Origin of the sequence: Planctomyces sp. SH-PL14 (assembly GCF_001610835.1) — a bacterium.
In the GTDB taxonomy this organism is placed as follows: domain Bacteria; phylum Planctomycetota; class Planctomycetia; order Planctomycetales; family Planctomycetaceae; genus Planctomyces_A.
Genome location: NZ_CP011270.1, coordinates 4,400,238 through 4,416,438 on the forward strand (window position 1 = coordinate 4,400,238; position 16,201 = coordinate 4,416,438).

The window sequence follows — 16,201 nt, forward strand, 5'->3', positions numbered from 1 at the left end:
GAGAAGAGATGACCACGCTCCGAATCGATCACCGCACGATCTACCGCTATTCCGGCCCGGTCACTTTCGGGCGGCACCGGCTGGTCCTCCGTCCGCGGGAAGGGCACGAGCAGCAGATCCTCCGGATGACGCTGGAGATCTTTCCTCGGAACCACGTCACCTGGACCCGCGACGTCTTCGGGAACTCCGTCGCCTTCGTCCACTTCCTCGAGCCGGCCGACCGGCTCGAGATCCACAGCGAGGTCGTACTCCATCGCGAGGTCCCGTTTCCCGCGGAGGAGCCGCATGAGCCCTGGACGGTCCCGATGCCGGTCCTCTACGACCGGCTCGAATCGGTGGTGACGGACGCCTACCTGCTTCCCTCCTACCCGGACGACGCGGCCGCGGTCCGGCAGTGGATGGATCGCGAGATGCCGGCGCCGGACCAGACCAATGCCGAGGCGGTCCTGTTGGCGCTCGGTTCGATCGTCCATCAGCGGATCAAGTACAACCGCCGGCCCGAGAAGGGGGTGCAGACTCCGGCCGAGACGCTGAAGCTTCAAAGCGGCTCGTGCCGCGACATGGCGACGCTGATGATGGACGCGGCCCGGCAGCTGGGGATCGCGTCGCGGTTTGTCAGCGGATATCTCGACTGTCCGGCGTCGCTGGCGGGGCGGGCCTCGACGCACGCGTGGATCGAGTACTACCTGCCGCTCCTGGGCTGGCGCGGGTTCGATCCGACGATCGGGGAGCCGACGTCGCTGAAGCATGTGGTTGTCGGCGTCAGCAATCATCCGCGAGGAGTGATGCCGATCTCGGGGGTCTTCGGGGGGACCTCGGCCGACTTCCTCGGCCTCACGGTCACGGTCCAGACGAGCATCCCGTTGGACCGGGTGGCTGAATAAGGGGCGAAGGAATCCCGTGTCCAGGCTGGAAACTAGACGCAACGGACATTTTGTCGCCGGCGATGGCGAAGAAATGTCCGTTGCGCCGCGACGGCTCAAGCGGCGGTGTGTCGCCGCCTAACGTTTTCTCAAGCCGAAGCCTGTCGGAATCGTAATTTCTCAGCGCGATGCCATTTGCTGTGGGCGAAAAGTTTCCACACGCTGTCGCTCCGGGCAAACAATGAAGAAGAAATCGGGTTTCACGCTGATCGAGTTGTTGGTCGTCATTGCCATTATCGCCGTCCTGGTGGCGATTCTGCTGCCGGCCGTGCAGCAGGCCCGGGAAGCCGCGCGGCGGTCGCAGTGCCAGAACAATCTCAAGCAGATCGGCCTGGCCTCTCACAACTACCTGTCGACCTTCTCTCTCTTCCCGCCCAGCGCCTGCGTCAATAACACGCTGTCGAACAACAGCACCTGGTCGATCCATGGACGGCTGATGCCCTACATGGAGCAGACGAACCTCTACAACAAGATCGACCTCGCTGTCGGCTGGAGTGCCTTCCCGGTCATCAGCAACTTCCGCGTCCCGAACTACGCCTGCCAGAGCGACGCCAAGGCCGGAACCGCCCGCGATGCCGGCGGCGGCATCTTCCTGCTGCCGACGAGCTACGGCTTCAACTTCGGCACCTGGTTCGTCTATGACCCGGCGACGAATCGCGGCGGCGACGGATTCACCTATCCGAACTCGAACCTCAACGCCGGCAGCTTTACCGACGGGACGAGCAACACGCTCCTGGCGTCGGAGGTCCACACCTGGCAGGCCTACACCCGCAACGGCGGTCCCCCCAGCACGACCGTCCCGAACACCCCGGCGGAAGTCGCGGTCATCGCGGATTCGGGGGTCAAGGACCGGCTCCAGCCGGCGACCGCGGACGGCACCGGCCACACGGAGTGGGCGAACGGCCACTGCCATCACAGCGGCTTCACGACGACGCTGACGCCGAACACGCGGGTGAACTACTCCTATATGGGCGTCACTTACAACTCGGACTTCAACTCACGGCAGGAGGGGAGCAGCACGACGTCGGCGAGCTATGCCGTGCTGACCTCCCGCAGCTTCCACAACGGCCTCGTCAACTCGGTGCTGGTGGACGGTTCGGTGAAGTCGTTCAGCGACAACATCGCCTTTGACGTGTGGCGCGGTCTCGGCACGCGGGCTGGTGGGGAGAAGCTGTCCGAGTTCTAGGGGAGCCGGTCCGCGGCAAAGATATGCGAGGGGTAGGCCGGTCCGCATTTGGGGACCGGCCTACCCCTCAGTTTTTTTGACACCGTTCTTGCCGGCACGGCGCTGGTAGCTCAAACCCAACGTGCGACGGCCGCTGGGGTCAAGGGGGTCTCACCCCCTTGCCGCCGGAGGCACTCCTGTGAGGAACCGTGGGACAGAGCGGATGTCCCCTTTGTGGAACCGGCGTTGAGGACTCACTGCTCGCTTTGCACTCCTCGCGGGTTGGTGAGGGGGGCATCCGGCACGTTTTCCGCGATTGGACACTCGCTCCTTCAGATTGGTCGAGACGAGACGGGCCTCCGGCGGGCAAAGGGGCGTTGCCCCTCTGCACTCCCCACCAGGGGTACCCCCTGGACCCGGTCGGCATAGCGCGATGTTCCAGCTTTCACCGAAAGCTCGAACACCGCCCCCGCCTGAACGGACTCTGCCACCTCAAACCCATCGTGCGACGGCCACCCAGTACAGCGGGACGCTGGTCACTTCCGAACTCGACGCTCCCCGTCCATAGTATCGGGTTCCTCCCAGATTCCCGACCTGGACACGAGCCCTCCATGCGTCCACTGATCGCCGCCACCCTCGGCCTGCTCCTCAGCACCACGCCGCTCTACGCCCAGCGGGACCTCAAAGACATCCCCCTCCCCGATCCGGAACTGGAACGAAAGACCTTCGTCCTCCCCGAAGGTTTCGAGGTCAACCTCTTCGCCGCCGACCCCCAGATCGCCAAACCGATCCAGATGAACTTCGACCCGCAAGGGCGGCTCTGGATCGTCTCCAGCGAGGTCTACCCCCAGATCGAACCGGGACAGGTCGCCAACGACAAGGTCCTGATCGTCGAAGACAAGAACCACGACGGCGTCGCCGACTCGACCTCCGTCTTCGCTGACGGCCTCCTGATCCCGACCGGCATCGCCCCCGGCGACGGCGGAGCCTACGTCGGCGCCAGCACGGAACTGCTGTTCCTCAAGGACACCGACGGCGACGGCAAGGCCGACCACCGCCGCGTCGTTCTCTCCGGCTTCGGCACCGAAGACACCCACCACATCATCCACACCTTCCGCTGGGGCCCGGAACAGCTCCTGTACTTCAGCCAGTCGATCTACATCCACAGCCACATCGAAACGCCGTGGGGCGTCAAACGGCTCAACGCCGGCGGCATCTGGCAGATGCGGCCCGAAAACCTCGAGCTCGACATCATCCTCCGCGGCCTGGTCAACACCTGGGGAACCGCCTGGGACCAGTGGGGAGCGACGTTCGCCACCGACGGAGCCGGCGGCGAAGGGATCAACTACGTCGTCCCCGGCGCGTCCTACACCACCGCCTACGGTGCCCCGCGAATCCTGCGGGGACTCAATCCCGGAAGCCCCAAGGACTGCGGCCTGGAGATCGTTTCCGGCGCCCACCTGCCGGACGACTGGCAGGGGAGCCTGATCACAAACGACTTCCGCGGCCACCGGGTCTGCCGGTACGTGCTGAAGGAACAGGGCTCGGGCTACCTCTCGCAGGAGCAGCAGGAAGTCATCAAGTCGGACCATGTCGCCTTCCGGCCGATCGACGTGAAGCAGGGACCGGACGGCGCGATCTACATCGCCGACTGGTACAACCCGATCATCCAGCACGGGGAAGTCGACTTCCGCGATCCGCGGCGGGACAAGGTCCACGGCCGGATCTGGCGCGTCAGCTACAAGGGAAAACCGGCCGTCGCGCCGACGAAGCTCGTCGGAACCACGACCGAACAACTCCTCGAACAGCTGAAGTCTCCCGAAGGCTTCGTCCGGCAGCAGGCCAAGCGGGTCCTGCGGGAGCGGGCGAGTCTCGAAGGGAAGCAGGACGAGATCGTCGCGGCGCTGCGGACCTGGTCGCAGAGCATGGACAACACCGCCCCCGGCTATCACCGAGCGCGGCTCGAAGCCCTGTGGATGTACGTTGGCCTCGACGTCGTCGAACCGGAACTGCTGGGCTGGCTGCTGCGGTGCTCGGACCACCACGTCCGCGCCGCGGCGACGCGGGTCGTCGGACAGTGGCTCAATCGGCTTCCGGACGCCCTCGCGCTCCTGCAGAAGCAGGTGACGGATGCCCATCCGCAGGTCCGGCTGGAAGCGGTCCGGGTCCTCGGCCGCGTGCAGGACCCGCGGGCGATCGAGATCGCCGCCCTGGCGCTCGATAAGGAAATGGACGAGTGGCTCGACTACTCGCTGTGGCTCACGTCGCGTGAGCTCCAACCGGTCTGGCAGCCGGCGCTGACGAAAGGTGAGATCACGTTCGGGAACAACGCCCGGCACCTCGCCTTCGTCCTCAAGTCGGCCGGCTCGCCCGAAGCGGTCCCGGCCCTCGTCAAGATGCTTCAGAACAAGCAAGTCCAGGACGCCGACCGCCCGCAGGTCCTCGATGTCATCGGAGAGTTCGGCCGCGGCGAAGATCTGAAGTCGGTCTTCGATCTGGCGATCGCGAATCAGGACCCGGGGCTGCTCGCCTCGCTGCTGACCGCGCATGCCAAGCGGAACGTGAGCCCGGCCGGCGACCTGGCGGCGATCGCGCCGCTGCTGAAGTCGGAGAACGCGGCGCTGCGGACCCAGGCGGCCCGCGGCGTCGGAGCATGGCACGTTGAATCCCAGTGGGAGGCGCTGCGAGGGCTGATCGAAGACAAAGACCCGGCGGTCGTCGACGCCGCGATTCTGGGAATCGCGGACTTTGGCGGGAAGGACGCCGTCGCGCTGCTCGAGAAGCTCAGCGGTGACGCGAAGACGTTCCGTCCGGCGATCACCGGACTCCTGAAGCATCGGCCGGAGGAGGCCGCCAAGGCCTTCGTGACGTACCTCCAGGACGGCGCCCGCACGAGCGGCGGGACGCAGGATGCGGATCTGGCGGCCCTGTTTGCCGCGTTCCTGCAGCGGAAGGACGGCGCGGGCCTGCTGGCGGCGGCCCTCAAGGACCAGAAGATCAAGGCGGACGCGGCAGTCATCGGCCAGCGGGCGATCGGTGCCAGCGGACAGGCGCATGAAGCCCTCACCAAGGCCCTCGCGACGGCGGCCAACATCGCCACCGGCCCGCGCGTCCTGACGCCGGAGCAGATGACGAAGGAGATCGAGTTCGTCCAGGCGCACGGCAACGCGGCCCGCGGCGAGGCGATCTTCCGCCGGGCCGAGCTGAACTGCTTCAAGTGCCACGCCGTCGGCGATGCCGGCGGACAGGTCGGCCCGAACCTCGTGAGCCTCGGGGCGACCGCGCAGCTCGACTACGTCATCAACTCGCTTCTCGACCCGAACAAGAACGTCAAGGAAGGGTTCACGACGGTCGTGGTCGTGACCGACGAGGGGAAAGTGCTCTCGGGAGTGAAGCTCCGCGAGTCCGATACGGACCTCATCATCCGGGACGCCGACGACCGGGAGATCTCGATCCCGAAGAGCCAGATCGACGAGCAGAAGGCGGGGGCTTCAATCATGCCGGTGGGCTTGGCCGACCGGCTGACGGAGTCCGAACTCGCCGACCTTGTGGCGTTCCTCGCGGCGCTTGGCAAACAGCCGGACTTCACGATCAAGCCGGAGCTTGTCGTCCGCCGCTGGCTGGCCCTGCAGGCGAGCGAGCCGGCCGCTAACGCGATTCGTCGGACCAGTTACGCGACGGCCGCGACGGATGATCCGGCCTTCCAGTTTGCTCCCGTCTACAGCACGGTCGGGGGAGCTTTGCCGCTGGGTGAGCTGCCGACCCTCCGGGCGACTTATGCCCTGAAGCCCGGTGAGCGGGGGGCGAGCTATGTGCGGACGGAGATGGAAGTCGTGCAGGCTGGGAAGGGGCGGATCGTTGTTTCTCCGGCCAAGGGGGTGGCGGGGTGGCTGAACGATAAGCCGTTCGATCCGGCGAGTGATGCTCTGCTCGACCTTCCGGTTGGGAAGCACCGGATTACGCTGGCGATCAATCGCGACGTGGCGGGAGATGGTCCGCTGAACGTTCGGATTCAGACTCCGGAGCAAGGTGGAGCGCTCGTGAAGCTTGTTGGCGGCAAGTAGGCCCGAACCGCGCCCTTGCCGGCGCAGCGATGCCACCTCAAACCCAACGTGCGACGGCAGCCGGGGTCAAGGGGGCAACCCCTTGCCGCCGGAGGCGCTTCCATGAGGAACCGTGGTACACAACGGGCGTGCCTTTTGTGGAACCGGCGTTGAGGACTCCGCCGCTCGCTTTGCAATCCCCCGCGGGTTGTTGAGGGGGGCATCCGGCACGTTTTCCGCGTTTGGACACTCGCTCCTGCAGACATCTCTCGACGGCCAGGCCTCCGGCGGGCAAGGAGGCGTTGCCCCCTTGCATCCCCCACCAGGGTGCCCCTGGACCCGGATGGGTGGCGCGACAAAGGAGCCATCACGAGTTGTGAAGCATCGCTTCCCGCCGCTCCCGGCGACGAGAGTGGATCTTAGCCGGCTGCAGCCGCCCCCACGTCACCAGTCCGGAAAGGACTCCCAGCACCAGAGGAAGCGGCACGGCGCTGAACTCCTTCCGGGTGAGATGGAACAGCACCGCCAGCGTCATCACCACCGTCAGGCTCAGCGAAGCAAACGGCGTCAGGATCGGCGAGATCCGCGTTGCAGCGGGAAGGATCAGCCCCACCGCTCCAATCAGCTCCGCGATCCCGATGAACCGCACCATCAGCTCCGGCGCATCATGAACCCAGGGAAGCATCTTCCCCAGTTCCTCAATGGGGGCCGAGAGCTTCAAAATCCCCGAGGCTCCGAAGACGACCGCGAGCAGAATCTGAAGAACCCAGAACGTGGTTCGCAACCCGCCATTGGCTGGCGGCGAGGAAGCCATGGGGACGGACATGACTCAACTCCATCAGGGGTCAGGTGTGCCGGGCTCCTCTCTGCAATTATCGCTCCACTTTCTCCGTGAGGAAGCTGAATCCTGAAAGTCCCCGTGCGGGCCGGCTTAGGGAGACTTCGGAATCGCGATCATGTCCCACGTGATCGTCCGCCCCGGTTGTCCCACCCCTTTGACCTGAGCTTTCGAGGCCGCTGGCGGACGCGCCGGATCGTAGTACTCAGGACGGAGCCGATTGTGCTGCTGGCTGCTTCCGGGGGCGCTGACGTAGTACGTCGCCTTCACCAAGTGCCGCAGATCGCTTACTCCGGCTTCGGCGAGGCTCCTGGTCTTGTCGAAGAGCTCGCGGAGTTCCGCTTCGCCGTTTGGATCCTCCTGGGTTCCGTAGAGGCCGGAGAGGAAGATCGTGGCGGGATGCTGGACCCGGGCGACGCGGCAGTAGACGGTCGGCGTCGTCATCCCCGGCGGGGTGAGGAACTCAAGTGCCGGACGGTCCGATGGGACGGGCGCGGTCGAAGCGGCGACGAGTTCGATCTCGACCGGATACGCCGCCGACTCCCACTCCACAAGGGAAACGGGGGGACAGGCCTCGGGGCTGAAGACCGCCGCGATCTCCTTCACCACCGCGTCGGCATCCGACATCGGCATCACGAAGGCTTTCACCTGGACCACGTCCGCCGTCTGCAGTTCGAGGAACTGCAGCGTCTTCACGAGGCTGGCCATGGTCTGCCGCGTTCCCTCGGCGGCCGTCAGGGCTTTCTCGGCCTGTCCCGAGACGTAGGAGCGGGAGGTGGCCTTCGCCGGCAGGACCGAGTAGCGGACTCCATCGACCGTTGCGACCTTGGCCCGATCCGCCTTGGCGGGAGCCGCGGCGATGATGTCCATCGCGACTGCCTCGCGGTTCGGAAGCGAGGTCATGACCCAGCTCACCGCGGGGGGTGAATCGGGATCGACGCGCTCGGCAAGGACACTCCGCACCGCGGCGGCGTGCTGGTCGTCCGCCACATAGACGTGGATCCGGACGGCCTGCCGGAGGCTGGAGCCGAGTCCCTTGAGCAGGGCGTCGATCTGGGTGCAGACGTCGCGAGCCTGGTCGGCGACGGATGTTCCGGATGGTGTCCGCGGCAGGACCTGGTCGGTCTGGACGAGATCGAAGCCCTGGACGAGGACGGCCCCGGAGGCTCCGACGGCGGCGTTGGGTGAGAGGGCTTTTCGAAGGGGGGATCCTTCGTCAGCGGCGAGGCTTCGGTTCAAGAGGAGCCACGTCATCATTGCCAGGCACAGACAGCGCATCATCGACACATCCCGGGGATTTCGAAACGGCGGCGAGCGCCCGACACCGTAGCGGTCGGGCGCTCGCGGACCAAGTGTTGAAGCACCGGGTCCAGGGGCACCCTGGTCAGGGGGTGCAGGGGGCAGAATGCCCCTTGCCCGCCGGAGGCCTGGCCGTCGAGAGATGTCTGAAGGAGGTCGTGTCCAAACGCGGACATCGTGCCGTATGCCCCCTTACCAACCCGCGGAGATTCTAGAGCGAGCGGTGAGTTCCCGACGCCGGTTCCACAAAGCGGACATCCGTTCTGTCCCACGGTTCCTCACAGGAGTGCCTCCGGCGGCAAGGGGGTGAGACCCCCTTGACCCCAGCTGCCGTAGCACGTTGGGTTTGAGCTAACAACGCTCTTCCGGCAAAGACGTTGTTCCATGCCCAATCGCATGTCGCCTCCGTATCATGCGGGTCTCAACACCACACCGGCGCTCAACGGAGATCAACATGACGATTCGATTTGGCAGCCTCGGATGCGGACGGATCGTCGGACGAGGACTTCTCCCCGGAATCCAAGCCTGCAAGAAGGCCACCCTCCACGCCATCGCCAGCGAACGACCCGGCGTCGCTCGCGAAACCGCCGACAAGAACGGCATCCCCAAAGCCTACGACTCCTACGAAGCCCTCCTCGCCGACCCCGAGATCCAGGCGGTCTACGTCCCCTGCACGGGCGACCAGCACAAACAATGGACCATCGCCGCCGCCAAGGCCGGCAAACACGTCCTCTGCGAAAAACCCCTCGCCCTGACGGTCGCCGAAGCGGACGAGATGGCCACGGCTTGTCTCCGCGCCGGAGTCATCCTCCAGGAAGCCTTCATGTGGCGGCACCACCCGCGGACGAAGCTCGCCAAGAAGATGGTCGAGAACGGCGACATCGGCGAACTGCGGCTCATCAACGCCAGCTTCAGCTTCGACATCGACCGCACCGACTGGCGGCTGAAACCCGAACGCGGCGGCGGAGCGATGTGGGACGTTGGCTGCTACGGCGTGAACTGCGCCCGCCACTTCACCGGCGCCGAGCCGACCCACGTCTACGCCCGCGCCCACTGGTGGCCGACCGGGGTCGATATGACGATGCAGATCGCCCTCGCCTTCCCCGGCGACGTCCTGGCCAACATCGACTGCAGCTTCGAGACCCCCTACCGCTGCCGCGCCGAGCTCGTCGGGACCAAGGGACGGATCGTCCTCGAAGAAGCCTTCCTCCCTCCCGCCGGCACCCCGCTCCTCTACACGACCGCGACCGAGTGGGCTGGCAAGCTCGACTCGATCGACATCCCGCCGGCCAACGAGTTCGGTGAGGAGATCGACGACTTCTGTCGCTCGATCGAAGCGGGCAAGCTCGTCGGCCCCGGAGAGGACGGCGTCGCCAACATGCGGGCGCTCGAGTGGATCCTCGAAACGGCCAAGATGCAGCCGAAATAGAGACAGAGAATTGAGCCACAGATCAACACGGATGAACACAGATCAGACTTCGATCCTCACGAGGATCGCGTTTCTGCCTTTATCTGTGTCGATCTGTGTTCATCTGTGGCTCCATCCAGCGCCGGGAAGCTGTTGAACGGCTTTGAGACAAAAAGAAAGCCCGGCGATGAAGCCGGGCTTTCTGCGTTTCCGCGGTGATGTCGGCGATCAGGCCGCCTTCTTCTCGGGCTCCGCCGGAGCCTTCGCAATCTCCTCGCGGAGATATTCGATCGCCTTGTCGAGCTGGGTGTCGTCGAACTCGATCTTCTCGAAGCCCTCCGCGCGGGCGTCCCGCTTCTGGCGGGAGATCTGGTACTGGATCAGCTGCTCGTTGTTGAACTTCACCTCATAGCCGTCGTTCGGCTTGACCCCCCACTCCGCCTTCTCGTCGTCGCCGGGAGAACGGTGGATGTTCTTGCCGCTCGGCCGATGGTACGTCGCGATCGTCAGCTTGAGCTTGCTCTTGCCGTCCTCGACATCCATCACGTTCTGCACGCTCCCCTTGCCCCACGACCGCTCGCCGATGACGACCGCCCGGTTGTGGTCCTGCAGGCACGCGCTCACGATCTCGCTTGCTGAAGCACTGAACCGGTTCACCAGGACCACCATCGGGAAGCCGCTGTAGGTCCCGAACTTCTTGGCGGTCCAGACCCGTTCCGGGCTGTTCCGCCCTTCGGTGCTGACGATCTTTCCATCGTCGATGAACAGGTCCGAGATCTGAATCGCCGACTGCAGGTAACCACCGGGGTTGAACCGCAGGTCCAGAATCAGCCCCTTCATTCCTTCGCCCTTGAGCTTTTTGAGGGCGTCTCGCATCTCGGTTGCGCTGCGGCTGGTGAAGTGCGTCAGCCGCAGGTAGGCGATCTTCTTGTCGGCATCGACCATGTAGTCCCAGGTCCCGTCGGCGTTGTGGTTGTCCCCCAGCACCGTGTCGAGCTGGATGATCTCCCGCTTCATCGAGACCTTCTTGACGTCGTCGCTCGTGCCGCGCTTGTAGCCGAAGCTGACCGTGACGCCGGGCTCACCCTTGAGCATCTTGATCGCGGTCTGCATCTCCTTGCCGGCTCCGAAGTCCGCGACCGGCTTCCCTTCAATCTCGACGACCCGGTCACCCGACTGGATTCCCGCCTTGTATGCCGGGCTTCCCGGGAGCGGGGTGGTGACGACGATTTCACGGGCGGCGTCATCGAAGCGGACCTGGATCCCGACGCCGCCAAACTCCTGGTCGACCGCCTCGCTGAACTCCGTGACCTCTTCGGGGTTGATGTAGTTGGAGTATGGGTCCTTGAGCTCGGTCAGCATCCCGCGGACCGCCGCTTCCACAAGCTTCCGGCGGTCGACGCCGGTGACGTAGTTGCGGTCGATCTCCTCGAAGGAGTCGGCGAAGATCCGCATCAGCTCGTAGTACTCGTCTTCCTTGGAGAGCTTGGGGGGAGTGGTGTTCCCCTCTTCCTTGGCGGCGACCTCTTTGGAGTCCTTGGCCGGGGACGAGGGCGTGTCTTCCGCCGTGAGGAGATTCAGCGAACCGGCGACGAACAGCCCGAGAACCGCGCCAACGCACCAGGGGCGAAGCAAACCGCGCATGCACAGACTCCACATTCCCGTCGGCCTTGGTGGGCCGCGTTGTCCTGGATCGCGCCCGTGGCTTCCGCACGGGCGAACCGTTCGATTCTAGTCGTGACCGGGAAAGTGAGGGAAGGAAGAATTCCCAGCGTCCCGCTGGACCGGGTTCCGTCGCACGATGGGATTGAGGTGACAGAGTCCGTTCGGGCGGGGGCGGTGTTCGGGCTTTCGGTGAAACGAACGGTCCGTGAAGCGATCGCTGCTCGTCCACCGGGTCCAGGGGCACCCTGGTGGGGAGTGCAGAGGGGCAACGCCCCTTTGCCCGCCGGAGGCCCGTCTCGTAGGGGCCTCTCTGAAGGAGCACATGTCCAATCGCGGAAAACGTGCCGGATGCCCCCTCACCAACCCGCGGGGATTGCAACGCGAGCGGTGTATGTGGAGGGAGTCCTCAACGCAGCTTCTACAAAGGGGACATCCATTGTGTCCCACGGTTCCGCTACGAAAATGCCTCCGGCGGCAAGGGGGTGAGACCCCCTTGACCCCAGCTGCCGTCGCACGTCGGGTTTGAGCTATGGAAGCCGTGCCGGCAAGGACGCGATCTTGCCCCTCGCCTTACTTTTTCCGCTTCGCCTCGTGAGCCAGAACCCCCGTGACCAGCGACGTCAGCTTCGGCTCCGCGGCGTTCGCAATGGCAATGATCTCCGCCACGTTGGCCGCATGGAGATTGTCCGGCAGGCACATGTCAGTCACGACCGACAAGCCCAGCGTCCGCAGGCCGGCATGAACCGCCACGATCACCTCGGGAACGGTCGACATACCGACCACGTCCGCCCCGATCTGGCGGAGGAACCGGTATTCGGCCCGCGTCTCGAGATTCGGCCCGGCCACGGCCACCAGCACCCCGCGATGGCAGGGGAAATTCTCCTTCCGGGCGATTTCCAGGGCGGCGTCGCCAAGCTCCCGGTCAAACGGCGCGCTCATGTCCGGGAAACGGGGTCCCAGGCGGTCGTCGTTGATCCCGATGAGAGGGTTCATCCCCATCAGGTTGATATGGTCGTCAATGACCATGATGTCGCCGCAGGCATAGTTGGGATTCATCCCCCCCACGGCGTTGGTCACGATCATCAGCTCCGCCCCCAGGGCGCGGAAAATCCGCACCGGAAGCGTGATGTCCTGCAGGGAATAGCCCTCGTAAGCATGAAAGCGGCCTTCCATGGCCAGGACCGGCAAGCCGGTCAGTTCCCCGCAGTAGAGTCGCCCTTTGTGGCTGGTGGCGGTCGGTTTCAGGAAGTTCGGGATCTCGGCGTAATCGATGACCGTATCGACCTGGATCCGTTCGACCAGGGGACCGAGCCCCGTACCGAGAATGATACCCGCGTGCGGCGTTTTTCCCCACCGACTGCGGAGGAAGGCGCACGTTTCCTGAATCTTGTCGAACAGATGGAGCATGGAACCGTTCCGAGGGACGAACCGCCGAGGCGAGGGGCGATTGTGGAAACGCGAGCCCCTGCGGTCAAACGGCCGGGCGAGGACTCGCACCGAATTCATCCGCCTCGGCTTCGATACCTCCCCAGTCGTCGAGCGGCGCCGAGGGGGCGATGTCCACGACCACGGACAAGGCCTCCCACGGATCCGCGTTCCCGTCGATGCGGCAGACCGTGCAGGCCGCCGGACAGCCTTGCCTGAGAAGAGACGAGAGCGTCCGGTTCTGACCGCGGGGAACGTATCCGAGCAGACACCCTTCAAACTCGATTCGAACCGCGTTCTCGTCGTGAGCGTTGAGCGGTTCGGGAACAAGCCGGAGCCGGTCTCCCGGCCGGAGTCGCGCCAGCACTCTGGGTCCATCGTGATATCGGAACCCGGCCACGGCAAAATCCGCGAGACGGAACGCCGAGGCGGGCCGCCTGGTCCGACCCGGCAGGAGGGTCAACGGCGAGACCGTGAGCCCCGCGAGAAACCGGCGTCGCGACGTCGAGTGACCCGGGAGACGGAGGAGCTGCCGCAGGAAGGTGAAAATGGTCACGCCGACCTCCGGAACGCCGGACAAACGGACCCCCTGAAGGCTCGGTGAATCCCGGATTTCTGAATCCAGGTCCGCTCGATTCAGGTATCGTGATCGAACAGTTTGGTATGGTAGCAGCGTTCGATTCGGGGAGGTTGGGAATGCGGCGCTGGTCTCTTGTGGTGGTCCTGGTTCTGGGGCTTGTGAGCCCGCTGCTCGTTTGTCCTGTGGCTTACGGCCAGCAGGCGGACGAGCCCGCGACGAAGCTCCCCCCCGTCAACCCGGTTGCGATCGTGACGTGCGCCAGCATCGAACGGTTCCTGGTCGACATCGACTGGACCTTCGAGACCGCCGGACGGCCGGAACTGACCGACTTCATCGCCGGGCAGCTCGGGAACGTCAACGACCTGAAGGGGATCGACCGGAACAAGCCGTTCGGCATCCTGCTCTTCCTGGCCCCCGGACTTCCGCCGCGGCCGGTCCCGGTCGCCTTCGTCCCCGTGACCGATGTCGAGGACCTCATCAAGACCGTCGGCTTGGGGCCGATGAAGATGACTCCCGTCGAAGGCCGGACCGATCGGTATGAGCTCAAGGGGCCCCGCCGCTCCGGCAGCATCATGGTCCAGGACGGGTTCGCCTTCCTGACGAACGAGAAGGACTTCTTCGAGGATCAGGAGATCGCCAACCCGATCCCCCTCGTGGCCCCCCTGGCCGCCCGGTACGACTTCTCGGTCAACCTCCGCATTCGCGAGATCCCCTCCACGATCCGCGACGTCGTGGTCGGGATGCTGCGGACCACCTTCGCCGCCGAGATGCAGCAGCGGGACGAGGAGCCCGACTCCATCTACAAGATGCGCAAGGCGAACGGAACGAGCCTGCTGGAGTTTCTGACAAACGTTCTCGACCAGGGGGACCAGTTCCTCCTGGGCTGGGACGCCTCCAAGGAGAACAAGTCGGCGGTCCTGGAATGGCAGATCGACGCCGTCCCGGGGAGCGGCTTCGGCAAGTACCTCAAGGAGGTTGCCGGGAAGCCGACGACGTTCCACGCCATGCTGAACGACGCCCACCCCCTGACGATCGCGGGCTCCTGGTCGATGGACAAGCGGGAGAAGAAGGCGGCCGCCGAGGGGATGGAGGGGCTGACCGTCGAGCTCAACAAGGCGCTCAACGACAACATGTACACGGACGTCATTCATCCGGGACTCAGGAAGATTCACGACGTCGTCCAGGCCTCAATCGAGGACGGCCACATCGACCTCTGCATCCAGATGATCGCCCTCGAAAAGGGGAAGTTCGGACTCGTCGGCGGCGCCCGGGTCGCCGGGGCCGAGACCCTGGCCGTCGGGATCCGGGAGATCCTCGACGAGCTCCGCACGCGGCACGACGTGAAGGGGATCGAGCTCGACACCGACACGCATCTCAACATCAGTTTCCACCACCTGACCCCTCCCGGCGTCAGCGACGGCGAGAAGCGGATGTACGGCGGTCAGCCGAGCGGATGGATCGGCGCCGGGGGGCGGAACTTCTGGTTCTGCTTCGGCACCCCCGAGGTCTTCACGACCCTGACCCAGACGATCGACCTCGTCCAGACCTCCGGCCCGCCGACGGCGACGACTCCTTCAGCCCCTTTTCAGGTTGTCTTCCGGATGGCCCCCTGGCTGCAGATTCCGCCGGACGAGGACGAGGATTCGGCGGAACGGGAAATGGCGCAGGAGTCGTTCTCGGCACAGGACGACGCGGCGCGGCTCACGGTTCGCCCCACCGACACCGGGATACGAACGCGAATCCAGTTGGATGAGGGTTTTGTCCGATGGGTAGGAAGATCCCTGGCCCAGCAGATCGACGGACTCGAAGTTCCGTAAATTCCGGATGAGATTCGTTCGGCGGTCTGTAGACTGATTTGTTGCCCGGAAGGGGCGATTCCCGCCCGGGCTCCCCGGAATTGGGATCCCCGGACGGGATCAGGTCGGAACGGTGACTTCGGCGCGAGACGCAGACATGAAGCGGACCCTCGTTTTCGGTGTGTTGGCGCTCGGTGTCTCGTTCTTCGGGGCAGGCTGGGACAACGCCGCGCAGGCTCAGCAGAGTTCCCTCTTCGGAAGCGGGAGCAGCGGGCGTGGCGGCGGCTCCGGCTCGTCCGGCGGCGTCACGACGATCGGTGGTTCGTCGGGAAGCGGCGGCGGCGGCACGTCCGGAATGGGGGGAAGCTCCATGGGTGGCTCGACCGGCGGTCGAGGCGCGACCGGCGGCAGCAACACCAGCAGCTTCGGTTCGGCGAACGGGCGGGGCGGAGCGGGACAGAACGGGGCCGGCGGGATGAACCAGCCCCAGTTCAACGAGTTCGGCTCGGTCGGGAACCAGATCGGCCAGGGAGGCTTTGTCGGCCGCAGCGACAACTCGGGCCGCTTCGTCGGGCAGACGCAGGCGGGCCAGCAGCAGTCGATGTCCCGGTCGAACTTCGGCGGACTGGGAGGCCGCGGGGGCCAGAACGGCAACAACAACCAGAATTTCAACCAGGGCAATCAGGCGCAGAACGCGCGAAGGGTGCGGCCGCAGCTGAAGCTCGGCTTCGCCATCCCTCCGATGGCGACCCCGGCTGTCAGCAACACGCTGGCGGTGCGGCTCACCGCTGCACAGCCGTCGCTCGGCTCGATCGACAACGTGAACCTCAAGCTGGATGACGCGGGGGTCGTGACCCTGACGGGCCGTGTCGAGTCTCAGGATGCCAAGTCGTTGGCGGCGGCGATTCTCCGGCTCGAGCCGGGGGTTCGTAAGGTCGTGAACGAGCTGGAAGTCGCTCCCTGAATTGCGGGTCGTGATGGGTGCCGAGCGCGCCTCCGACATTGCTGACCGAAGAACCGGGTCCAGGGTCCCCCTGGTGGGGAGTGCAGAGGGGCAAC

Annotated in this window: 11 protein-coding genes; 6 read left to right on the forward strand and 5 right to left on the reverse strand. The window is 65.2% G+C overall.

Translation table 11 applies throughout. The features are described 5' to 3' along the window. The first annotated feature begins 8 nt into the window (after window positions 1-8). The 3 genes from VT03_RS17055 (at window position 9) to VT03_RS17065 (ending at window position 6,152) form a co-directional block, all read left to right on the forward strand. Window positions 9-884 carry a transglutaminase N-terminal domain-containing protein gene (locus VT03_RS17055; protein WP_075094095.1) on the forward strand — a complete coding sequence of 292 codons (876 nt, stop codon included), beginning with the start codon at window positions 9-11 and terminating at the stop codon, window positions 882-884. A 220-nt stretch (window positions 885-1,104) separates the two neighbouring features. Continuing rightward, window positions 1,105-2,109, forward strand: coding sequence for a DUF1559 domain-containing protein (locus VT03_RS17060; RefSeq protein WP_075094096.1), 1,005 nt, complete (start codon window positions 1,105-1,107; stop codon window positions 2,107-2,109). Between the two features lie 590 nt (window positions 2,110-2,699). Next, the gene (locus VT03_RS17065) at window positions 2,700-6,152 is read left to right on the forward strand and encodes a PVC-type heme-binding CxxCH protein (RefSeq protein ID WP_075094097.1); all 3,453 of its coding nucleotides are present in this window, start codon (window positions 2,700-2,702) and stop codon (window positions 6,150-6,152) included. Window positions 6,153-6,498: 346 nt separating this feature from the next. Here the strand turns inward: VT03_RS17065 and VT03_RS17070 are convergent, their stop codons facing one another. Together VT03_RS17070 and VT03_RS17075 are read right to left on the reverse strand one after the other, a co-directional pair. Next, window positions 6,499-6,957 carry a DoxX family protein gene (locus VT03_RS17070; protein WP_075094098.1) on the reverse strand — a complete coding sequence of 153 codons (459 nt, stop codon included), beginning with the start codon at window positions 6,955-6,957 and terminating at the stop codon, window positions 6,499-6,501. Window positions 6,958-7,062: 105 nt separating this feature from the next. Then, on the reverse strand, window positions 7,063-8,250 hold the full coding sequence (locus VT03_RS17075; RefSeq protein WP_156514561.1) for a RidA family protein: 1,188 nt from the start codon (window positions 8,248-8,250) through the stop codon (window positions 7,063-7,065). 472 nt (window positions 8,251-8,722) lie between these two features. On the opposite strand from VT03_RS17075, the gene VT03_RS17080 reads away from it, so the two are divergent. Continuing rightward, window positions 8,723-9,697 (forward strand): Gfo/Idh/MocA family protein, encoded by a 975-nt coding sequence (locus VT03_RS17080; RefSeq protein WP_075094100.1) that lies wholly within the window; start codon window positions 8,723-8,725, stop codon window positions 9,695-9,697. A 207-nt stretch (window positions 9,698-9,904) separates the two neighbouring features. Here the strand turns inward: VT03_RS17080 and VT03_RS17085 are convergent, their stop codons facing one another. The 3 genes from VT03_RS17085 to VT03_RS17095 all read right to left on the reverse strand — a co-directional run bounded on the left by VT03_RS17085 (window position 9,905) and on the right by VT03_RS17095 (window position 13,322). Then, window positions 9,905-11,320 (reverse strand): S41 family peptidase, encoded by a 1,416-nt coding sequence (locus VT03_RS17085; protein ID WP_075094101.1) that lies wholly within the window; start codon window positions 11,318-11,320, stop codon window positions 9,905-9,907. A 591-nt stretch (window positions 11,321-11,911) separates the two neighbouring features. After that, window positions 11,912-12,748, reverse strand: coding sequence for a purine-nucleoside phosphorylase (locus tag VT03_RS17090; RefSeq protein WP_075094102.1), 837 nt, complete (start codon window positions 12,746-12,748; stop codon window positions 11,912-11,914). 64 nt (window positions 12,749-12,812) lie between these two features. Then, entirely contained in the window at window positions 12,813-13,322 is a 510-nt protein-coding gene (locus VT03_RS17095) for an HIRAN domain-containing protein (protein WP_197488980.1), read from the reverse strand. A gap of 140 nt (window positions 13,323-13,462) precedes the next feature. Between VT03_RS17095 and VT03_RS17100 the strand changes: the two genes are divergently transcribed. Together VT03_RS17100 and VT03_RS17105 are read left to right on the forward strand one after the other, a co-directional pair. Beyond that, window positions 13,463-15,163, forward strand: a complete 1,701-nt coding sequence (locus tag VT03_RS17100; protein WP_075094104.1) for a hypothetical protein — start codon at window positions 13,463-13,465, stop codon at window positions 15,161-15,163. A gap of 136 nt (window positions 15,164-15,299) precedes the next feature. Continuing rightward, window positions 15,300-16,106 carry a BON domain-containing protein gene (locus VT03_RS17105; RefSeq protein ID WP_075094105.1) on the forward strand — a complete coding sequence of 269 codons (807 nt, stop codon included), beginning with the start codon at window positions 15,300-15,302 and terminating at the stop codon, window positions 16,104-16,106. Window positions 16,107-16,201 lie beyond the last annotated feature (95 nt).